At 49.7% G+C, this 21,429-nt stretch carries 22 protein-coding genes; 18 read left to right on the top strand and 4 right to left on the bottom strand.

The window, feature by feature from the left end; translation table 11 throughout:
• Positions 1 to 83 precede the first annotated feature (83 nt).
• The 17 genes from IPP66_18630 (at position 84) to IPP66_18550 (ending at position 15,707) form a co-directional block, all read left to right on the top strand.
• On the top strand, positions 84 to 836 hold the full coding sequence (locus IPP66_18630) for a hypothetical protein (protein MBK9927290.1): 753 nt from the start codon (positions 84 to 86) through the stop codon (positions 834 to 836).
• Positions 833 to 1,009, top strand: a complete 177-nt coding sequence (locus IPP66_18625) for a hypothetical protein (protein ID MBK9927289.1) — start codon at positions 833 to 835, stop codon at positions 1,007 to 1,009. The genes IPP66_18630 and IPP66_18625 overlap by 4 nt, the downstream gene beginning before the upstream one ends.
• A gap of 5 nt (positions 1,010 to 1,014) precedes the next feature.
• The gene (locus tag IPP66_18620; protein ID MBK9927288.1) at positions 1,015 to 1,746 is read left to right on the top strand and encodes a hypothetical protein; all 732 of its coding nucleotides are present in this window, start codon (positions 1,015 to 1,017) and stop codon (positions 1,744 to 1,746) included.
• Between the two features lie 107 nt (positions 1,747 to 1,853).
• Positions 1,854 to 2,207, top strand: a complete 354-nt coding sequence (gene ndhC / locus IPP66_18615) for an NADH-quinone oxidoreductase subunit A (GenBank protein MBK9927287.1) — start codon at positions 1,854 to 1,856, stop codon at positions 2,205 to 2,207.
• A gap of 74 nt (positions 2,208 to 2,281) precedes the next feature.
• Positions 2,282 to 3,478 carry an NADH-quinone oxidoreductase subunit H gene (locus IPP66_18610; GenBank protein ID MBK9927286.1) on the top strand — a complete coding sequence of 399 codons (1,197 nt, stop codon included), beginning with the start codon at positions 2,282 to 2,284 and terminating at the stop codon, positions 3,476 to 3,478.
• 17 nt (positions 3,479 to 3,495) lie between these two features.
• Positions 3,496 to 4,023, top strand: coding sequence for an NADH-quinone oxidoreductase subunit J (locus IPP66_18605; protein ID MBK9927285.1), 528 nt, complete (start codon positions 3,496 to 3,498; stop codon positions 4,021 to 4,023).
• A gap of 12 nt (positions 4,024 to 4,035) precedes the next feature.
• Positions 4,036 to 4,344 carry an NADH-quinone oxidoreductase subunit NuoK gene (nuoK, locus tag IPP66_18600; GenBank protein MBK9927284.1) on the top strand — a complete coding sequence of 103 codons (309 nt, stop codon included), beginning with the start codon at positions 4,036 to 4,038 and terminating at the stop codon, positions 4,342 to 4,344.
• 7 nt (positions 4,345 to 4,351) lie between these two features.
• Entirely contained in the window at positions 4,352 to 6,502 is a 2,151-nt protein-coding gene (nuoL, locus tag IPP66_18595; protein MBK9927283.1) for an NADH-quinone oxidoreductase subunit L, read from the top strand.
• Between the two features lie 7 nt (positions 6,503 to 6,509).
• Complete coding sequence (locus tag IPP66_18590) at positions 6,510 to 8,051, top strand: NADH-quinone oxidoreductase subunit M (protein ID MBK9927282.1); 1,542 nt, start codon at positions 6,510 to 6,512, stop codon at positions 8,049 to 8,051.
• Positions 8,052 to 8,058: 7 nt separating this feature from the next.
• The gene (locus IPP66_18585) at positions 8,059 to 9,582 is read left to right on the top strand and encodes an NADH-quinone oxidoreductase subunit M (protein ID MBK9927281.1); all 1,524 of its coding nucleotides are present in this window, start codon (positions 8,059 to 8,061) and stop codon (positions 9,580 to 9,582) included.
• Positions 9,583 to 11,031, top strand: coding sequence for an NADH-quinone oxidoreductase subunit N (locus IPP66_18580; protein ID MBK9927280.1), 1,449 nt, complete (start codon positions 9,583 to 9,585; stop codon positions 11,029 to 11,031).
• A 148-nt stretch (positions 11,032 to 11,179) separates the two neighbouring features.
• Positions 11,180 to 11,440 carry an AtpZ/AtpI family protein gene (locus tag IPP66_18575; GenBank protein ID MBK9927279.1) on the top strand — a complete coding sequence of 87 codons (261 nt, stop codon included), beginning with the start codon at positions 11,180 to 11,182 and terminating at the stop codon, positions 11,438 to 11,440.
• A 22-nt stretch (positions 11,441 to 11,462) separates the two neighbouring features.
• Positions 11,463 to 12,437, top strand: a complete 975-nt coding sequence (gene atpB / locus IPP66_18570) for a F0F1 ATP synthase subunit A (protein ID MBK9927278.1) — start codon at positions 11,463 to 11,465, stop codon at positions 12,435 to 12,437.
• A 39-nt stretch (positions 12,438 to 12,476) separates the two neighbouring features.
• Positions 12,477 to 12,719: an ATP synthase F0 subunit C gene (gene atpE / locus IPP66_18565; GenBank protein ID MBK9927277.1), complete on the top strand. Its 243-nt coding sequence runs from the start codon at positions 12,477 to 12,479 to the stop codon at positions 12,717 to 12,719.
• Positions 12,720 to 12,736: 17 nt separating this feature from the next.
• A complete protein-coding gene (gene atpF / locus IPP66_18560; protein ID MBK9927276.1) occupies positions 12,737 to 13,456 on the top strand; it encodes a F0F1 ATP synthase subunit B in 720 nt (239 codons plus the stop codon).
• A gap of 56 nt (positions 13,457 to 13,512) precedes the next feature.
• On the top strand, positions 13,513 to 15,129 hold the full coding sequence (locus IPP66_18555) for a UDP-N-acetylmuramoyl-L-alanyl-D-glutamate--2,6-diaminopimelate ligase (protein ID MBK9927275.1): 1,617 nt from the start codon (positions 13,513 to 13,515) through the stop codon (positions 15,127 to 15,129).
• Positions 15,111 to 15,707 carry a GNAT family N-acetyltransferase gene (locus IPP66_18550; GenBank protein ID MBK9927274.1) on the top strand — a complete coding sequence of 199 codons (597 nt, stop codon included), beginning with the start codon at positions 15,111 to 15,113 and terminating at the stop codon, positions 15,705 to 15,707. The genes IPP66_18555 and IPP66_18550 overlap by 19 nt, the downstream gene beginning before the upstream one ends.
• A gap of 6 nt (positions 15,708 to 15,713) precedes the next feature.
• Here IPP66_18550 and IPP66_18545 read toward each other — a convergent pair whose 3' ends face one another.
• The 4 genes from IPP66_18545 to IPP66_18530 all read right to left on the bottom strand — a co-directional run bounded on the left by IPP66_18545 (position 15,714) and on the right by IPP66_18530 (position 20,362).
• A complete protein-coding gene (locus tag IPP66_18545) occupies positions 15,714 to 16,307 on the bottom strand; it encodes an isoprenylcysteine carboxylmethyltransferase family protein (GenBank protein ID MBK9927273.1) in 594 nt (197 codons plus the stop codon).
• A gap of 27 nt (positions 16,308 to 16,334) precedes the next feature.
• A complete protein-coding gene (locus tag IPP66_18540; GenBank protein MBK9927272.1) occupies positions 16,335 to 17,231 on the bottom strand; it encodes an alpha/beta hydrolase in 897 nt (298 codons plus the stop codon).
• A 137-nt stretch (positions 17,232 to 17,368) separates the two neighbouring features.
• A complete protein-coding gene (locus IPP66_18535; GenBank protein MBK9927271.1) occupies positions 17,369 to 19,228 on the bottom strand; it encodes a HAMP domain-containing protein in 1,860 nt (619 codons plus the stop codon).
• Between the two features lie 18 nt (positions 19,229 to 19,246).
• Positions 19,247 to 20,362 (bottom strand): hypothetical protein, encoded by a 1,116-nt coding sequence (locus tag IPP66_18530; GenBank protein MBK9927270.1) that lies wholly within the window; start codon positions 20,360 to 20,362, stop codon positions 19,247 to 19,249.
• A gap of 193 nt (positions 20,363 to 20,555) precedes the next feature.
• Between IPP66_18530 and IPP66_18525 the strand changes: the two genes are divergently transcribed.
• Positions 20,556 to 21,428, top strand: coding sequence for a patatin-like phospholipase family protein (locus IPP66_18525; GenBank protein MBK9927269.1), 873 nt, complete (start codon positions 20,556 to 20,558; stop codon positions 21,426 to 21,428).
• Position 21,429: the final 1 nt, after the last annotated feature.

The raw sequence follows: 21,429 nt of genomic DNA, 5'->3' as shown, positions 1-21,429 counted from the left end.
TAAGGCATAAGAAATAAATTCTCATGGAGTACGGAGTAAAATAGCCCGTACTCCATGAGAATAGGCTATAGGTGATACTCGTAATGACAACACAACCAGAGATCGTACTTGAAATGAATCGCTTGATGGATGCCGCCCGCTCCAACGCAATCGACATGCGTGTGATCGGTGGATTGGCCGTTCGTGTCCATAGCCCTTTACAACGGCAGGCCTTTACGCGTGAATATCCCGACATTGATTTTGTAGTACATAAAAAAGCGCGCCGTAAACTTTCCCCTTTCTTCAAAGAGATGGGATACATTCCCGACCGTGAATTCAACATTCTCAATGGCGCACGTCGTCAGATCTTTGTGGACTCGCTGACAGGCCGTCGCATTGACGTCTTTGTCGGCGACTTTGAAATGTGCCACAAGCTCCCGTTGCAGAAACGTTTGGGGGCCGATCCTGTCACTGTCCCTCTGGCTGAATTGTTATTATCAAAGGCGCAGATCCTTGAACTCAATCGCAAAGATGCGCTCGATATCATTTCGTTATTACTCAACAACGAACTTGGGCGCGACGATCACAAGAAGATCAACTTGCATCGCATTGCACGGCTTTGCATACGGTATTGGGGTTTGTATAAAACCATATCCATCAACTTCACACGCGTTGAGAATATTCTCCTCCACGAAGAGCTCGATCTCACTGCAGAAGAAAAGCAAATTGTCCTGCGCCGCGTCCATCGTATTCAACGCACGCTTAAGGCCATCAACAAAAACCTTTTCTGGAAATTCCGTGACCAACTCGGCACACGCATTCGCTGGTATACCGAGGTGGAAGAAGTGGATCAATGATAAGGCGTATTCGGGTCATTCTCGGTGTTTTGATTCTGGCGGTGTCCATCGCTTTGTTGATCTGGGCTTATAAACCGTTGGATCGAACGATACTGACTCAGCCCGTCTCTCCTTCCAATCTGCAATTGCCGACACCGACCTCGCTTCTTATTTACCCGAACCCTGTTTCGTGAACAAGATGCCTTTTTCTCCCCGCGTCATTTTTCGTGTTTTCGCCGTGTGGATGATTGTATCCCTGGCTGTTCTTGCCTGTAGCGGAGTCGGTGTACCTGGTGATCAGCCAGCCCCTATAATTTCTCCGACAAAATCAGTTCTTGCAACACCTTCTGCCAGCGACTCTCCGTCGACAGCTTTACCATCCATTCCCGAGCGGCGCAGACTCACGTTGGAATTCCCATCGCAGATCCGCGCGGGAGATTCAGATCGAATCCGTTTGACGCTTGAAGTGGATGACCTCGGCAATATCACGCCAACCGCACAAGTCGGAGGGAATGTAGTCACCGGAGATGTGATTGAAATCCCGAACTTATATGAAACGCACAATGTAATTGCTGAAACAAAATTTGATGTAGCAGGGATGCAAGTCTCTCCGCCGGAGTTGATCAGCCAACCGCTCTCGAAGGGACAATCCATCAACTTCTATTGGAGTGTCCGCCCACTTGAAGTGGGAGTGTATCGCGGGACGGTCTGGTTCTATCTGCGGTTCGTGGATAAAGTCAGCGGGGAAGAAAGCCGAAATACAGTATCAGCTCAACTTGTCGAGATCGAAGCGGTGAATTTCCTCGGCCTGCCTGCGAAGGTTGTGCGAACTCTTGGGGGGATCGGGTCCCTGGTTGGGGCGGTGGTTGGCTTCCCGTTCTTTGAAGATATCGTCAAGTTTCTTATTGGCAGAAGAAAACGTAAAAAATAAAATATAGGATGAAAATCACCTAAAATGTTGACATGCATTCAATGCGGGGCATTTGTTCTTTATGGTACAATTTTGAGCGTTGTTAGACAAATTACGATGGAGAATATATGAGTCCGTGGATTTTTGTTGGCTTGTTCTTTGTTGTCGGGCTAATTATCCCAGTCGGTGCAATTGTAGTGGCTTGGATTTTAAATCCGAAAAAGCCCAATCCCATCAAGCAATCAACTTATGAATGTGGTATCGAAACTGTCGGCGATAGCTGGGTACAGTTCAAAGCGCAATATTATATTTTTGCGCTTGTTTTTTTGGTGTTTGATGTGGAAACAGTTTTTCTGTTCCCCTGGGCAGTGAAACTCGACTCTTTGGGCCTGTTCGCTGTTATTGAAGGTATTGTCTTCATCCTCATCCTTGTTGCAGGGTTGGTTTACACCTGGCGCAAAGGGATGTTGGAGTGGGCATAAATCTTATGTAATCGCAGAAAAGGCTGATTGGAAAAAATCCATTCAGCCTTTTCTTTCTCTAACAGGAGTAACTCATGAGCTTTTGGAAAGACCCTCTCGAAGTTGCCGCAGATTGGTTGATGGGTATCTTCGGAAGTTGGGGCATGCCCGAACTTGCCGCCCAGATCTTGATCGGCTTTCTCGGCGTTTTGATTCTGATCAGTGTTTTGATGGTGCTAGACATTGCTCTGGTGTGGGTTGAGCGTAAAGTGGTGGCCCGCTTTCAAGATCGCATTGGCCCCAATCGCTTGGGACCATTCGGCTTGATCCAGCCGTTTGCCGACATCATCAAACTGATGATCAAGGAAGATACTACACCTGGTAATGCGGACAAGGTTGTGTATAACCTTGCGCCGATGCTTTCAATGATGTCTGTGTTGATCTTGTGGGCCGTGGGGCCATTGGCCCCCAAGATGCTTGGCGTGGATTTGAACATCGGTGTGTTGTACATCATTGCCGCAGGTGCCATCGGTACGCTTTCGATCATTATGGCGGGTTGGTCATCGAATAATAAATTTGCCTTGATCGGCGCGTTTCGTCAGGTGGCGGTGATGATCTCGTTTGAAGTGCCGATGTTGGCCGTGATGCTGATCCCAACCATTTTTGCAGGTTCGATGGGAACAGCGGCAATTATCGATGCACAGAACATTTGGTATTTCTTCCTTTCTCCTCTTGGTGCGTTGATCTTTTTGATCGCGGCCATTGCCGAATTGGGACGTGCTCCCTTTGATATGGCTGAAGGTGAATCAGAATTGGTCTCTGGTTATAACGTTGAGTATTCTGGCATGAAGTTCGGTATGTTCTATGCGGGCGAACTTCTACATGCCTTCACCTTTGGTGGTTTTCTGGCGATCATGTTCTTCGGTGGGTATCGTTTCTTTGGCTTGGAGAAGGTGAGCCCATTTCTGGCGATAGCAGTACTCGTTGCTAAGGCTTTTGTTGGTTACTGGGTAATCATGTGGATTAAGTACACACTGCTTCGTATCCGCATTGACCATATGTTGGCCTTCAACTGGAAGTTCCTGACGCCGCTGGCGTTTGTCCTTTTGATGGTGACAGCGTTGATGAATGCGCTTCTCGCTGAAACCCCAAGCTGGCTTTACATCTCCGGCATGTTCCTCTCGAATATTGTGGTCGCATGGGTTGCGCTTGAGATCGTACGCTCTTACAGCCGTAAGGAACGCGAGCGGATCGAAGGGCCAAAACCTGTTGTAGAAGTTGCACATCACTAAATGGAGCAAATATAAATATGACTCCTGATCAGATCGTATTCATAATCGTTGCGCTTGTCACACTTGGTTCTGGTTTCATGGTGGTGGTAACGCGTAATCTCATCCATGCCGCGTTGTGGCTGGTGGCGACCTTGTTCGGTGTGGCAATCGTCTACACCTTGTTGAATGCAAGTTTCCTGGCTGTGGTTCAAGTGGTGGTGTATATCGGAGCCATTGCCATTCTTTTCATCTTTGCGGTGATGCTCACTCGCAAAGACATGCGTGACTCTGGCCCTCAGCATAATAAGAACTGGTGGTTCGGCGCATTGCTGGCTGTACTCACTTTTGGCGGGTTGTTCTTCCTGCTTCAGGGTTGGAGCGGCATGTCGTCGACAGCACCAGCTTACCCGTCCGGTTTTGACGCGATCTCTGAGTTGGGTAATGCGCTTACGTCGCCTACGGGATATGTCCTGCCGTTCGAAGTTGCATCCGTCCTGTTGGTGGCGGCGTTAGTCGGTGCGGTTTATGTTGCGTTCAATCCCCGCTCCGGGAAGTCTGAGAAATAGGAGGCGCAAACGATGGTTCCAATTTCCTGGTATCTAATTTTTGCGGCCGCTCTTTTTTGTATTGGTCTGTTTGGCGTGCTTTCAAGGCGCAATGCAGTTGCGATCCTGTTGGGCGTTGAGTTGATGCTCAATGCGGTGAATATCAATCTTGCCGCGTTTTGGCGCTACGGAAACGTGACGCAGATGGCGGGACAGGTATTTGCCATTATCGTCTTTGCAGTGGCCGCGGCGGAAGTGGCTGTGGGCCTTGCATTGGTGATCTCTGTATATCGTCGTCGTAACACGGTGGTGGCAGACGATATCGACATGATGAAGTGGTAGGGAATATATGACAACTGAAACATTGATCTGGTTAATTCCACTCCCACCTGTATTGGCATTCTTTTTGATCGTGTTATTTACGAACAAGAGCAAGGTGTTGAGCCACACGATTGGCGTGGGGGCGGCGATCTTTTCGTGGTTGGCAAGTTGGTATGTTTTCTGGCAGGCAACCCACGTGGAACACCTCGGCGAACATCCATTTGAGTCTGCGATCAACTGGTTACCAACTGGAAATACATGGCTCAAGATCGGCGTGTTGATCGATCCGCTTGGCGCAGTGATGTTGTTCTTTGTGTCCATAACGATCTTCATGATCTTTTTGTATAGCGTTGGGTATCACAACTTCGGTCAACCTAAAGGCGACCATGACCACAAAGGTTTGCCGCCTCACGGTGCGACTGTGGAAGAACACGGACACAAACATGTAGTGCCTTCCGTTGAGCCGATGTACTCGCGCTTCTTTGCATTTCTCGGTTTGTTCGCTTTCGGTATGTATGTACTCGTGGTTTCCGACAACCTGCTCACAATGTTTGTGGGTTGGGAGATCATGGGCTTGTGTTCTTACTTGTTGATCGGTTTCTGGTACGGCAAACCGTCCGCACGTAATGCGGCAGTCAAAGCTTTTATGACCACCCGTATCGGTGATGTGTTTATGTTGTTGGGTATTTCCTACCTTTATAGTGTGACGGGCACACTTTCCTTCCGTGAGATCTTTACGGAAGAAACGCTCCATATGCTTGCTGAAAACACAACATATTTCGGCATGACGGTCTCTGGCTTTATTGCCTTGTTGCTCTTTATCGGCACAGTCGGCAAGTCTGCACAGTGGCCTTTGCATGTGTGGTTGCCCGACGCCATGGAAGGCCCGACTCCGGTCAGTGCCATGATCCATGCGGCGACGATGGTGTCTGCGGGTGTGTATGCGGTCATCCGCATGTTCCCGCTTCTCACTGCCGATTTTCACGGGCATGAACTTACGACAACGATGACGATTGTCGCGTTCATTGGCGCATTTACAGCCATCTTCGCCGCGACCATCGCTCTGGCGCAAAATGACATCAAACGTGTGTTGGCTTATTCCACGATCTCGCAACTTGGCTTCATGATCGCCGCGCTCGGTATCGGTGCTTATGTTGCTGCAACATTCCACCTTGTCACTCACGCCTTCTTCAAGGCGTTGCTCTTCCTTGGCTCCGGTTCTGTCATCCACGGTATGGAGCATGGTGTCCTGCACACAGGCAACCATGATGTGGACCCACAGGATATGTACAACATGGGCGGCCTTCGTCACAAGATGCCCATCACATTCTGGACGTTCCTGATAGGTGGCTTCGCGCTTTCAGGTTTCCCGCTTATTACTGCGGGCTTTTGGTCGAAGGACGAGATCTTTGCGGATGCCTTCGGGCATGGTCACATGGCGGTCTTCGTTACGCTGGCTTTCGCCGCACTCCTGACTGCCTTTTACACCATGCGCCAGATCACTTTGACTTTCCTTGGAGAGCCGCGTACAAAAGAAGCTGAACATGCGCAGGAGACTCCCTGGACAATGACAGCTCCTCTTGTCGTCCTCTCGTTCTTTGCTGTGACTTTTGGCTGGGTCGGCATCCCTGAAGATTTTCTTGGCTTACGCCTTTCTCCCAGTTGGTTCCATGAATTTGTCGGTGGTACTCTGGCAGAACACCCTGAAGCCGTTGTATTTAGTTGGGTGCCATTCCTGACTTCTCTAGTTGTTGCCCTCGGCGGCCTCACACTTGGCTATCTCGTTTATCGCAATTTAAACTCTGTTAGCGAAGATAGACTCCAGATCCCATTTCTCAAGAACAAGTATTACTTCGATGAGATCTACGACGCTGTCTTCGTTAAACCGATCTACTGGTTCTCCGAAAACGTGGTCTATAAATTCATGGATCAGGGTGTGATCGACGGCATCTTGCATATCTTTGGTCCAACGACGGGTGGGATTGGTTCATTCATCCGCAACAAATTTGACCTGCCCGTTATCAATCGCTTCATAGGTGACGGCTCGGCAGATGTCACGTATTGGTTTGGTGGCAAATTACGTGCCATCCAAACTGGACGCGTCCAGCAGTACCTCATGTTTGCTCTGGTGACTTTCATCATCATCGGCGCAGTGTTGTACTTCTTTGTGCTGGCTTAAGGAGTAAATGATGGATTTCATCTCTACTCATCTTCTTGCAACGATCTTGTTCTTCCCCGCGCTCTCTGCGCTTGTGATGCTCTTCCTGCCAAAGGATGAGGCGAAACTCCACAAGTGGTTTGCGTTGGGCGCGAGCCTTGTTACGTTTGTGTTGTCACTGGTTTTGTGGTTCAGTTTCAATGCATCTCAACCAGGATATCAATTTGAAAAATCATACACATGGTACGCTGCCATTGGTTCATCCCTGCACCTCGGTGTGGATGGCCTCTCACTCTCGATGGTTTTGCTTACGACCTTCCTGACCCCGCTTGCGATCCTGGCCTCGTTCGGCATCAATGACCGCACCAAAGCGTATATGATGCTGTTCCTCTTCCTCGAGACAGGCATGCTCGGTGTGTTCACTTCTATTGACTTGCTGGTCTTCTTCGTCTTCTGGGAAGTTGGACTTGTCCCGATGTACTTCCTCATCAACCAGTGGGGGAGCGCGAACCGCAACTACGCCTCGCTCAAATTCATGATCTACACCATGGGCGGTTCGCTCGGACTGTTACTTGCGGTGCAGTTGCTTGGCGTTTTGTTCAAGACCTATGACCTGCAAGTGATCACCGCTCAGTGGTCCGTATATTCAGCTCCAATTGCTGGTATCCCTGCGGCGACGGTCAAGACGGTGGCCTTCTGGGCGTTCGTGATTGCGTTTGCGGTCAAAGTTCCGCTTTGGCCTTTCCACACATGGTTGCCCGATGCGCACACCGAAGCCCCGACCGCTGGCTCAATGATCCTTGCGGGTGTTCTGCTCAAACTGGGAGCATATGGTTTCTTGCGCTTGATCCTGCCACTGTATCCTGAGCAGGCGAAGGTCTATGCTGGTGCGTTGGCATTCCTTGCGGTTGCCGCGATCGTCTTTGGCGCTTTTGCCTCCTACGCCCAAACGGACTTCAAACGACTGGTCGCGTATTCCTCGGTCAACCATATGGGGTTCGTAGTGCTCGGTATCGCTGCAGCAGCTTTCGCCGTCGGGACAGATGACGCGCGGATCGCTTTGAACGGAGCCATCCTCCAGATGTTCAATCACGGCCTTTCAGCGGCGGGCATGTTCTTCCTGGTCGGCGTCATCTACGAACGGACACACACACGCAACCTCGAAGAGTTCGGCGGCCTGTTCCCGCTTGTCCCAGTCTATGGTGGGATTTTGATCTTCACCAGCATGGCGTCACTTGGACTGCCCGGACTCAACGGTTTTATTTCCGAGTTCCTGGTGGTGCGAGGTGCATTTGGTGTCGGAGTCAATTCCGTGTCTGTGATGGCGATCTACACAGCAGTTGCCATGATCGGACTGCTCTTCACAGGCGCGTATATTTTGAAGGGAATCAAGAAAGTATTGCATGGTCCCATGAACGAACATTGGGCGCACGGCGAGCATAAGTTGACCGAGATCAACGCACGCGAGATCATTGTCATGGTCCCGCTCATGGCGCTAATCTTGTGGATCGGTCTGTATCCCATGTGGATATTGGACGTGATCAACAAAGCCGTTGTCATGCTTTTCTAAGAGGTGGATGATGAATTTTCCTGTCCTTAGCGTCATCACGTTTACACCGATGGTTGCGGCATTGATCATTTTGATGATGCCTGCCCAACGGAGGAACGAAATCCGTGCTGTTGCTCTTGCGGCAGCAACGTTTGCCTTGATCCTTTCGATCTGGGTCTATGTGCAATATTTGACTCGGAACATGATTGGTTATCAGTTTGAGGAAACCTATCGTTGGCTCCCTGCGCTTGGCATCGGCCTGCACTTAGGTGTAGACGGTATGAGCACCCCTCTTGTCCTGTTGACCGGTATCGTCATGTTTACAGGTGTGCTTATCTCGTGGGGCGATGAAGATCCACATGTCAAAGCAGGCATTCAAGATCGTCCACGTGAATTCTTCGCCTTCCTGTTCCTGTTGGCGGGCGGTGTGTTTGGCGTGTTCGTTTCCCTTGACCTGTTCATGTTGTTCTTCTTCTATGAGATCGCGGTCTTCCCGATGTACCTGCTCATTGTGATTTGGGGTTGGGTGAAGACCCGCGAATACGCGGCTATGAAGCTGACCCTGTACCTGTTCATCGGTTCGGTGGTGGCATTGGTCGGTGCGTTGGCTATGTATTGGTTGCAATACAAGAATACGGGCGTTCTCTCTTTTGATATGCTCCTCATGGAAAAGGCCGGTTTTTCGTCCGCGTTCCAAATTGCATGGTTCTTGCCGGTCTTCTTTGGCTTTGCAGTTTTGGGCGGTATCTGGCCCTTCCATAACTGGTCACCAGATGGTCATGTGGCCGCACCAACGGCAGTGTCCATGTTCCATGCAGGCGTGTTGATGAAACTTGGTGCGTTCGCCGCGTTGCGTGTGGGAATCATGCTTTTGCCTGAAGGGGCAAAGTATTGGTCGTGGCTCATCATGCTCTTCGCGGGTGTGGCTGTAGTCTACGGCGCTTATATTGCCTTTGTTCAAACCGACATGAAATATATGATCGGCTTCTCGTCCGTTTCACACATGGGGCTTGTGGTTCTCGGCCTTTCAACCCTCAATCGTAACGGTCTGATCGGTGCGGGTGTGCAAATGTTCTCACATGGTGTGATGACGGCTCTGTTCTTTGCCGTCACCGGCATGATCTATGACCGGGCGCACACGCGTATGATCCCTGAATTAGGCGGCATGATGAAGATCATGCCCTTTGCTGGCGTAGGCTTCATCATCGGCGGTCTTGTCTCAATGGGTATGCCCATGTTCTCCGGCTTTGTAGCTGAGTTCCCGATCTTCATGGGCGTTTGGGAAACGCGTTGGCTCGTTGCTGTGATCGCCAGTATTTCCATCGTCATCACTGCGGCGTATATCATGATCAACATTCGCAAGGTGTTCTTCAGTGAACTTCCTGCAAATCTTGAAGGGCATGTCGGCGATATCACGGTTCTAGATAAGATTGCCATCGCCACACTTTGTCTTTTGATGATCGGCATCGGTTTGTTCCCGAGCTTGATGGTGCCCATGGTGCAAACAGGGGTGAAACATATTACAGATATTCTACAGATGGGAGGTCTCTAAATGTTCACTTCCACAATGTTCGCATCCATCCTCCCTGAAATTCTGATCCTCGTCATCGGCATCCTCATCCTTGTGGTTGAGCCGTTCTGGAAGGAAGAGAAACGCCGTAACGTAGGTTGGCTCACTGCTGGCGGTTTACTTCTTGCGATGATCGTCAGCCTGCTCTTCGCCCGACCGGGCGAGCCCACGATGACGCTTGGCGGCATGGTGCGCTTTGACTGGCTTGGCTTTTTCTTCAAGATGTTGTTCATGTTTGCAGGAGCGGCGACAGCCCTTCTTTTCATGGATAACGAGAAGATCGGTCATCGTGGCGAAGCGTATCTTTTGCTTCTCGCCTCGCTTCTGGGCATGAACCTGATGGCTGTTTCCTCCGATTTGGTCATGCTCTACCTTGCGATCGAAACTACCTCGATCCCGCTTTACATTCTCTCCGGCTTCATGCTCGCGGACGATAAGTCCACAGAGGCTGGTTTCAAGTATTTGCTCTTCGGCGCGTTGACATCCACCATCATGTTGTATGGGTTTAGTCTTGTCTTCGGCTTCTCTGGAACAACAAACATCTATCAACTCGCGGACATGTTGAAGGCTGGCAATCTGCCGCTCGTCACCGCTTTCGGTGTATTGGCCCTCATCCTTGTGGGACTCGGTTTCAAGGTTTCGCTTGTGCCGTTCCACTTTTGGGCACCAGATGTGTACGAAGGTGCGCCGACACCAGTCTCTGGCTTCCTTTCGACTGCTTCAAAAGCTGCGGGTTTTGCTGTGTTGGTCCGCTTGTTCTTTGTGGCATTCCCTGATTACGCCGTCTCGTGGACATTGGCAATTGCGGTACTGTCTGCCACCACAATGACAGTGGGTAACCTGCTCACTCTTCAACAGACCAATATCAAACGCCTGCTTGCGTATTCATCCATTGCGCATGCAGGATACACATTGATCGGTGTCGTTGCATTGTCACAGTTGGGTGCAGCAAGTGTTGTCTTTTACCTTGCGGCCTATATTGCCACGAACCTGTTGGCCTTCGGTATCGTCATGGCATTCAGTCGTGTAACTGGTTCAGATGAGATCAAAGATTATGCAGGTCTCAGTCGCCGCTCGCCGTTGTTGGGTTTGATGATGTTGGCCGCGTTCCTTTCATTGGCGGGCATGCCTCCGTTCGGTGGCTTTGTGGCGAAGGTCTTTGTCTTTGCCGCAGGTGTGCAGGCTGGTTATACCTGGTTGGTCATTGTCGGTATCCTTAACTCGATCATCGGTGTGTACTACTATCTCAACGTGTTGAAGTATGTGTATCTCTATCGCATGCCGAACGAAGACGAGGAAAATCATCCAGTTCCGCTATCCCGCCCGTATATGATCGCTTTGGTAGTGTTGGTGGCCGGTGTGATATTGGTGGGTACCGTATTTGCCCCGTGGTTTAGTTGGTCAGATGCGGCGGCGTTGAATCTGTTCTAAAGGATCCACGCTGGGCGTAGGATTTTTGTCGTGTAGGAAAAGGATTTTTGTAACCGAAGGCAGGCTAAAGGTCCAAAAAGGAAGCGGACGTAACTCGTCATATTTGTTGTTTGACATACCTTTAGCCTGTCGTTTATAATCGTGCAACATGACACAATCAGAACAAAAAGGCAGGAGCATCCTGACGAACCTGTTGATCGTGCTGATCGGGCAAATGGGATGCCTGACATTGGTTATCATCCTTGTCTCGGTGTTCGCAGGATTGTGGCTGGACAAAATTTTTGATACAAAGCCGGTGATTACGCTGGCTTTGTTGTTTGCAGGAATTCCCGTGTCGGTGCTCGTAATGTTGAACGTCGGGCGCAAAACACTGGCACGGATGAAAGAAGATCTGGAAAAAGAAAAATAGATTTCGTCATAGGAGGCGGATTTTGGAAAAAGAAACACGAAGACCCTGGCGCCGATGGGTCGTGCTGGTACTAATGATCGCAGGTTTTATTTTGGGCGGCATTTTTGTGCCTGTACAACCCGAGATCACGGTTGCCGCAGAAAAACTGATCGAAGAGCCAATTGTCGAAAATTTCCTCGGCTTTGGTCCTTTGTATTTAGTGAATACTATTCCTACCTTGGCTGTGACTCTTGTTCTGCTGATCGTGATTGCGTTTTTCACCAACCGTTCGTTGAAGCAGAGCGCACAAACCGATCTTGTGCCGCGCGGCATTGGCAATCTCATGGAAGCTATTTTGGAAATGCTCTATAACCTGACCGAAGGTTCAGCAGGTAAGTATGCCAAAATGATCTTCCCTTGGTTTGCGACGATCATGATTTATGTGTTGTTTGCAAACCTGCTCAAGTTGATTCCTGGCTTTGAATCGATTGGTGTTTTGCATCCTCATGGCGGTGAACACGGAAGCGAGTTACATGGTTGGCAAATCTATGGCCCTGAATTGAGCCATGATTACATTTTGGCTCCATTCTTTCGTGGTATTTCTGTAGACTTGAACTTCACCGTATCACTTGCGTTGATTGCAGTGGTGATGATCCAGGTGATCGGTTTCCGTGCGCAGGGCCTTGGGTATCTGAGCAAGTTCTTCAATACGAAGCGCATGTTCAAGGTCCCGTTCTTCGGCGCAATGGACTTTTTGGTCGGCTTGCTGGAGTTGATCTCGGAATTGTCCAAGATCCTTTCGTTTGCCTTCCGTCTTTTCGGTAATATGTTCGCAGGTATCGTGCTCGTGGCGATCGTTGCGGGCTTGTTGGGCAAGATTTCCATTTTGCCCGCAATGGTGATGATGTTCGAATTGTTCGTGGGCGTCATCCAGGCGTTCGTGTTCGGTATGTTGACGATGGTCTTCATGGCGCAGGCCACGCAAGGTCACGGCGACGAACACGCAGAAGCACACTAATCTAATCAATAACAGGATAACCCTAAGGAGGCTTGTAATATGGATGGACAATTTCTTTTGGATGCGATGCGCTACGTGGGCGCAGGGCTCGCGATGATCGGCGCCGCTGGCGCAGGTATTGGTATCGGTTTGAGTGTGCAAGGTGCGCTTACCGGTATGGCGCGTAACCCAGATACCTACGGTAACTTGCTGACCAACATGATCCTTGGCATCGCGTTCTCTGAAGCGATCGCGATCTACTGTTTGGTTATCGCGTTCCTCATGCTCTTCAAAGTCGTGTAATCGAATAGGAGCAACAGATGGAAGCACTTGGTATTAATCTCGGTCTGCTCATCGTTCAAATTATTGCGTTCATCATTGTTTTTCTGACATTGAACGCTTGGGTCTATCAGCCCATGTTGAACATGATGGAGACCCGCAAACAGAAAATTGCACAGGGCCTCGAAGATGCCCGTGTGGCCGCAGAAGCCCGCGCAAATGCCGAAAAAGAAGCGGCAAGTATCATTTCCAAGGCAAATGTGGAAGCTGGCAAGATCGTGGCAGAAGCCACCGAACGTGCCGCCTCCGCAGGCAAGGACGTGAAAGCCGCTGTTGAAGCTGAGGCTGTCAAGGCTCGTGAAGCCGCCGTTGCCGAAGCCGAGCTCGAACGCGCTCGCGTTCTTGGTGACCTGCGCGGTCAGGTTGCATCCTTGGCCATCGCCGCCGCGAACAAATTGGTCGGCGAAGCATTGGATGAGAAGAAACAGCGTGCCTTGCTTGATGAGTTCTTCTCCGGCGTGAAGTCTGGTAAGGTGGTCGTGGTTGAAGGCGAGTTCAAAGGCGATGCCGCCGAAGTCACCAGCGCGTTGCCCCTCACCAGCGACGAGCAAGCAACTGTCAAGAAGAGTTTCGATGCGAAAGAAATTTCCTTCAAAGTTGACCCCGCTATCCTCGGCGGCCTGGTCGTCAAGATTGGCGGCAAGGTCCTCGACGGTTCAGTCGCAGGCAAGCTCGAAGGTCTACGCCACAGCCTGAAGTAAAAAAGTCTGATGAAAGGGTTTTGGTAAAATTACCAAAACCCTTTTTTTGTTTAACTATGAACCATCAAAAATCACTCAAACAAATCTTTGCTGAGCTTCCAAGCGCCTTTCGCGTGAAGGATGCACCCGACATTCTGATCAGCGGTATATCCATTGACAGCCGTGCTGTACAACACGGTCATCTTTTCGTTGCGTTGACCGGCGGCACTGCAGACGGCCACAACTACATTCAGAAAGCGATTGACAATGGCGCTGTTGCTGTTGTTGGCGAAAAAGAGATTGTCGGCATCTCCGTCCCATATATTCGACTCGAAAACACGCGTCAAGTCCTGACGTGGATAGCTGGTTCGTTCCACGAATGGCCGGGTCGTAAGCTGACAGTGATCGGTGTGACCGGCACCGACGGCAAGACGACTACGACAAACCTGTTGTATCAAATTTTGATCGCGGCGAACATCAAGGCAGGCATGATCTCCACGGTCAATGCGGTGATCGGTGACGAAGTATTGGATACAGGATTCCATGTCACCACACCAGATGCGCATGATGTTCAGCGCTATCTAGCAAAGATGGTGGATGCTGGCTTGACTCATGTTGTGCTCGAGACCACTTCACATGGATGGTCACAGCACCGCGTGGATGCCTGTGCATTTGATATTGGCGTTGTCACGAATATTACTCACGAGCACATGAACGAACATGGCACATACGAAAACTATCGCGCCGCTAAAGCGAGATTATTCTCCAGCCTTGAAATTACTTTGGATAAGCCACAGGGAAATCCACGCTTGGGCGTGATCAACCGTGACGACGTCAAATCGTTTGATTTTCTGAATACCTTTATCAAAGTCAACAAGCTGAATTATGGATTGGGAGAAGGCTCGGATGTGCGCGCAATGGATATTTCCTACAGCCCATCGGGAATCCATTTCACGGCACAGAGCAAAGACTTTCAGGTAGATGTAACGAGCAAACTGGTTGGCGCGTTCAATGTTTCGAATTGTCTCGCCGCGTTTACTGTTGCCGTCTATGGGCTGGGTATCAAGCCAGAAGTTGCCGCACAGGGAATTGCCTCCCTGGATGGTGTTTCTGGCCGTATGGAACGCATCGACTTGGGACAGAACTTCACGGCCATTGTGGATTTTGCCCATACTCCAAATGCGTTGAGATCTGCACTGGAAGCTGTCCGACCGATGACGAGTGGTCGTGTAATCTGTATTTTTGGTTCTGCTGGCTTGCGGGATAAGGAAAAACGTCGCATGATGGCAGAAACATCTGCTGAACTGGCTGATCTCTCGATATTGACTGCCGAAGACCCGCGTACCGAATCGCTGGATGGAATTCTCGAGGAAATGGCGGCAGGTGCAAGGCGTCGCCCTGAGCGACCAGTCGAAGGGTCCAAGGGAGGACGCGAAGGAGAGACATTTTGGCGAATCCCAGATCGGGGCGAAGCAATCCGCTTTGCGTTGAAATTGGCACGTCCCGGTGATATTGTGATCTCATGTGGCAAGGGACATGAACAGTCCATGTGTTTTGGAGAGCGCGAACATTTGTGGGATGATCGTGTTGCGATGCGGGCCGCGTTGAGCGAATACCTTGGTGTGGAAGGCCCGAAGATGCCTTATCTGCCTACGCAAGATACAGAGGAAAAAGAATGGCTGCTCTTGAAATAAAACCTGTTGTGCTGGAAGGCAACCACGTACGGCTTGAACCGATGACAGAAGCTCATGTCCCCGGGTTGGCTGAGATCGGTGTTGGGCAAACGTTTTGGGATTTCATGTTGTATGGAAACATGGAAACAGAGACCGATATGAGAAATTGGGTGCGCGATATTGTCACGCGTGCCGGAAGAGGGACAGACCTTCCCTTTGTTGTCATTCATCTTGCATCTGGCCGTATCGCTGGAGCGACGCGCTATTTGAATATCATGCCGAAAGATAAGGGACTTGAAATAGGCGGAACATGGTATGGAGTTGATTTTCAGCGGACCGCCGTGAACACCGAATGCAAGTATTTGCTATTAACACACGCCTTTGAGACATTGGGTTGCATTCGCGTGCAGATCAAAACGGATTCGTTGAACCTGCGATCACAGAGAGCTATCGAGCGGATCGGCGCAGTGAAGGAAGGCGTGTTGCGCAATCACATGATCTTGCCAACCGGGCGGATCCGTCACTCAGTGTATTACAGCATCATCAATTCTGAATGGCCTGAGGTGAAGAAGCGTTTGAGTGAAATGCTTGCTCAATAGCTTTTATTACTTTGCAGCCCGCCATGGAGTAGGCAGGAAGGCGGGCGTGATTGCCATGTATTCCTTGTAGCCGGGTAATTCTTTACTGAGCAGGGTGTCTTCCTTTTTTGCCAGTTTTGAAAAATGCCAGAGAATAAAGCATAGAATGAACAACTCGAACACAGCTGGTTTGATTAACAACAAACCTAATGCCATTAAGTAAAACGTAGTGTATAGCGGGTGACGAATGTATGCATACGGGCCGGTGTTTACCAAGTGGTGGCCAGGTTGTAGTTCCACCTGTTCTGAGAATAGCCCTTTTAAGTGTAACCGCACCCATACCATCAACAAAAAACCAAGCATAATAAGAAGCACACCGATAACCTGAACTATTAATCCCCATGAGGCTGTAATATGGATGCCCAGCCAGGGCATGAAGACGGGTTGAAGTACTATTAGCGTTAACGCGATGAAAATTGTAGTTGTATTGAGAGTGTCCCTTTTTTCCAACAAGCCACGATTGGGATTGAAGCGACGCATTAGCCAGATATCTAGCATGTAGTATACGATAAGTAACACGATGAGTGGAATCGATTGGTAAACACCGGTGAGCATTGGCATTTCCTTTTCCGAGTAAGTTTTGTTACCCTATTGTTTCAGCTTTAAATGTTCCTTCAAAAAATCCGAAATGATCTTTGAGTACTCTTCCTGTGAAGGGATGGTTGGCTCTCCACTCAGGGTCTTCAGTGAGTGGTCTCCGCCTTGGATGGTCACAAAGGTGGAAGGTACACCAGCCTCTTTAAGTTTCTGATCTAGTATTTCTGCTTGTGCGATAGGGACAACACCATCTTTGTCGCCATGAATAATAAGAAAAGGCGGGTCATCAGGCGTGACGTATGTGATTGGACTGGCGGTTGCGTTTTCCGGTGTGTTACTGCCAGCCAGATAGCCGAACGAGTAGAAGATCGATGTGTTCAATCCATTGGGAATGTTACTTGTGAAATCTGCGATTCCTGACATGACGATAACTGCTTGTACCTTACTAGACTGATCGAGATACTCTCCCACATCCCAGCCAGCGGATGGATCAGCTGTGGCGAGTAGGGCGGCGAGATGTCCACCTGCGCTGGCGCCAACAGCGGCAAAACGATCAGGGTCAAGGTTGTATTCGTATTGATGTGCCCGCAAGTAGCGGACGGCGCATTTTATATCTTCGATCATGGCTGGGAATTTAGTTTGATAATCACCCAGTCGATAGTTCAGAGAGACCACCAGAACACCGGACTTTGCCATATCACCCCAACCAACGCCATCGGACTTATCGCCCTGATACCAACTTCCGCCATGCATATAAACAAGCACCGGCCACGGGCCACCGGAGGATGGGTAGTACACATCCATTTTTTGGGGGAGTTCGTTTACAGTGCAGTATGTAACATCATGTTCTGTTGTGCCGAATTTCGTTTTATCGAATGTGGGTCTTTTGGGGCCGCAGGCCGCAAGTAGGAGCAGGCTTAGCACGATCAAGATGATTCGGGTGCCCATAGTTGAATTATGAATCCTCGCCATTTTTTAGGGGATTATACACGTCTGTATGAAAAAGCTTAACTTTAAAAAAATAGCCTTTCGCAAGGAAAGGCTATTTGTGTAGGGTCAGGTTTCAGCTACGCTTGAGGCGGATTTTAATCCGATGTAATTGGGACTGTAAAGTAGAAACTCGTCCCTTTGCGGAATTCGCTTTCGAACCAGATCTTCCCACCCTGCATTTCGATGAGGTTCTTGGTGATGCTGAGGCCGAGCCCGGTGCCGGGCGCCTCGCGGACCTTTTCATCGGCCGAACGGAAGAATTTGCCAAAAAGTTTTTCTTGATCTTCAGGAGTCATGCCTAAGCCATTATCCTGTACTTTGATCTGGATCATGTCATCTTGTTGAATGGCTTGCACGATGATCGCGCCGCCTTCGGGTGTGTATTTGTTGGCATTGCTGATGAGATTGGTAAGTACCTGTGCAAGACGGTTACGGTCGCACCATGACTTGGGGAGTTCTTTGGGAATATCCACCGTGACAGTTTGATTTTTCTGTGTGACCTGTGTGCGTGTGAGCGTGACTACTTCATCAATGACATCCCATACCGGCACTTCACGTGGTTCGAGACGTAAGTTACCGCTTTCGATGCGCGAGATGTCTGCGAGGTCTGAGACGAGCGTTGCCATGCGGTTGACGTTGTTGCGGATCGTTGTCAGGAAGTTGACCTGATTCTCGCTCAATTGGCCGGTTGCCCCCGAAAGCATTAAGTCGCTGTATCCTTTGATGGATGTCATTGGGAGTTTGAGCTCATGGGAAACGAGCGAAACAAATTCAGACTTGGACTGATTTGCCGCGACTGCTTCGTCTCTTGCTACAGCCAATTCCTGAGTCCGTTGTTCGACGCGTTCCTCTAAGCTGGAATAGGATTCGCTTAAGTTCTCTGCCATCTTGTTGAAGTTCTCGCTCAAGATGGTGATCTCGTCTTTGAACAACATGTAAGCCGTATTGACCTTTTGTTTCAAGTCACCTTGACTCATGTTGGTTGTGGCTTGTGTCATTTGTGCAAGTGGACGTGTGAAGGCAAGGAAGGCCGCGATCCAAAACCAGAGCGCGGTCAGGCCAAAGATACCTGTTACTGTGATCAATATGATCTGAATGTTTTTACTGACAGTGAACAAGTTTTGAATCGGTTGGGCAACCAATACCGAACCTTGTTGATTCCCTGAAACCACAAGTGGATGTCCGAGCATACGGTAGTCCACATTGTTGCTGTATTTGACGTTCACCGCAGGGAGCTCAGTGCTCGTGAGCCAGCCTTGATTGATAAGCGTTTCGTATCCGACGGCAGGGTCAATCGTCCCGGCAATGACTGCGTTATCTTTGATCACAGTAATGTCTGTATCGATGATGGCGCTTACATTTTTTATGTACTCTTCGTCCATATAAAACGCGGCCAACACAACACCAAGCAAACGGTTGCTGGGAGAAAATACCGGTGCAACGCCGATAATCTGCGAGCTTTGCGCGGAAATCGCTACACTGCTCACGGCGCTTTGAGACTCAATTGCCTTTAGGATCAATTCTTCGCGGATACGTGTAGCATCTTCACTGACTTGTAACCTGCGGGCAACTGTAGGGCCACCGTAGAAGTAGGCAAGGTCCCCTGGTTTGAAATTAGCTGTGTAAAGGGAAAGCTCTTGCAGATTCAAAGAAGTTTTGATCTCTGTTAGTAAATCACTAGAGATGGATGGGTTGTCGAAAGCAATCACCACCTCTGGCTGTTTAGCGAGAAGGGTCGCGTTGTTTTTCACCAACACTTCCGTGTTCTCGATCAACGCCCCGACGGAATCAGCGATCTCTGCAAGGCGGCGATCTGCTTCCGATTCGATCTGACTGTTGATGACGCGGTTTGTCAACGGAGACAGGACGGCAACCAGCAGGAGTATAGTCACGGCAAGCGGAAAGACCAGCTTTGCCTGAATACCCATGAACCTGTCTTGTAAAAGTCTACGCATGGCTCCCATCATAATACGTTACACGGATTTTTTTCTAAGGAATAATCCAACCAATGAAACAAGCAGGATCACTGCCAGTCCAGCTACAAGGATCAGGACAGGGGAGAGCGGTTCATTCTTAACTGACGATTGCTCCTGCGTGCTGGGCGCCATTACGTTGAATTCTGGTTTCAACGAAGCGGCTGGAATTTTATTGCTGACGGCAGGGAGTCCGTTCTTGAGATAGTAGACGACCGCATCCGCATCCTCAGCGGTAAGCGATGTGTACACATACCAGGGCATTAAGATCAAGCGTCTTCCATCCCGTCCTGTGCCAGAAATAAGAGCGCGTTTTACTTCTTCATCTGTCCATTTGCCGATGCCGGTTTCTTTATCGGGGGTGATGTTACCGCCATAGACGATTCCCCAAGGTCCTTCATAAGGTTGTCTGCCAGCCAAATATTTATCGAGAATGGGTGCGCCAGTAGCAGGGTCAACAGGAGTATGACAATCGGTGCATCCCATTACGCTATTCACAAGGTATGCTCCGCGTGCGGCTTTATCAGATGCTTCAGGAGCCACGATCCCGGCTTGATATGGCGGAGTTGGCATGCCTTCGGTAGGGACCGTCCGTTCGGGTATGGGGTTGGAGATGGCATTTACAGAGTGCAGATAGGCGATCACGGCATCAAGGTCCGTATCGGCCATTCCGCTATAGACGTGATAAGGCATCACAGGGAATAGCACATTACCTTTATTGTCGATACCTGTTTTGACGGCAATTTTGACCTGCTCATCAGACCAACCACCGATGCCGGTTTCTTTGTCGGGGGTAATGTTACGTGTGAAAAGGATTCCTGCAGGACCAAGGTCAAAGGGGCGACCCCCAGCTAAAAGTTTGTCTTGATCGGTGGCGAGGTGGTCGTCGAAGGCGATGGTGCGAATCTGCTCGAGGGTCAGTTCTTGTGGATGTTTTTGATAATCCGCTTTATAGGGAGTGTGGCAAGAGGTGCAACCCGCGATGGTTGCAATGTATTTTCCGTGCGCCACCTGATCGCCTTGTGGATTGTTGCTTGCGCCTGCGACTGAGGCGAAGCCCATGGTAAAAAGAAAAACCGAAACGAAAACCAAGGATAGGGAAGTGAGCTTTTTCATATTTCTCTACTTTCGATATTGGACTGGTTTGGTCTGGATTTTCAAATTATACAGCTACTTATATGGCGTGTAGTATTCAAATTTGATAACAAAAACCGGATGGACACCCTTTTTGCGCATACAACACGCCAAAACGTAAAACTCTCAAATGGCGAGCGGACGGTATAATACTTCACAGGATTCAATTCACACTATGAACATCACTCTCGCCCTTGGTGGTGGAGGCGCAAAAGGCAATTCGCACATTGGCGTTATCCGTCGCCTTCAAAAAGAAGGATTCAAGATCGATGCCGTTGCTGGAACCAGCTTCGGCGGTATTGTCGCTGTTTTTTTTGCGCTTGGCTATTCTCCCGATGCGATTGAAGAAATGTTTGCCGCGCTCGACCAGAAACAACTTTATGGGCATGGAGCGGGCGAAGGTCCGTCAATGCTTGGGCTGGCTGGCGCAACAAAATGGTTAAGAGAAACAATAGGTGAACGCACTTTTGCCGACCTGAAAATCCCATGCGTGCTCACCGCCGCAGACTTGCGATGTGGATGTGAGGTTTTGCTCTCTGAAGGTTCACTTGTAGAGGCTGTCCTTGCGACGATTGCCATCCCTGGCCTCTTCCCCGCAAAACGCATTGGCGAGACAGAACTCGTAGATGGTGGCACACTAGACCCCGTTCCTGTTGCGCCTGTTCGTTCGCTTATGCCCAAATTACCTGTTGTTGCAGTTGTACTTACCACGCCGATTGGCGTCCCTGCTGAAACATGGAGCGTGCCATTGCCAGACTATATTCCACAGGCAGTTCTTGATCGGTTGAGTAGATTACGCTATACACAAGCTTTCGATGTTTTCCTGCGTTCACTTGATATGGTCAACCGTGCGGTTGCCGAATATCGATTACAGGTAGATAAGCCAGAGATTATCCTTCGCCCTCAGGTAACCGATATTGATATACTTGACCGCGTGGATGTGCATGAAGTTGTGCGCAAAGGTGAAGAAGTGGTGGAAGCCGCTTTGCCTGAATTGAAAAAATTATTCGCATGGCAAAATCGCTTGCGCCGTGCTGTAGGAGTTTGAG

The sequence above is a fragment of the Candidatus Defluviilinea proxima genome (genome assembly GCA_016721115.1).
Lineage (GTDB): Bacteria > Chloroflexota > Anaerolineae > Anaerolineales > Villigracilaceae > Defluviilinea > Defluviilinea proxima.
This window is presented reverse-complemented; position numbering and strand designations above follow the sequence as displayed.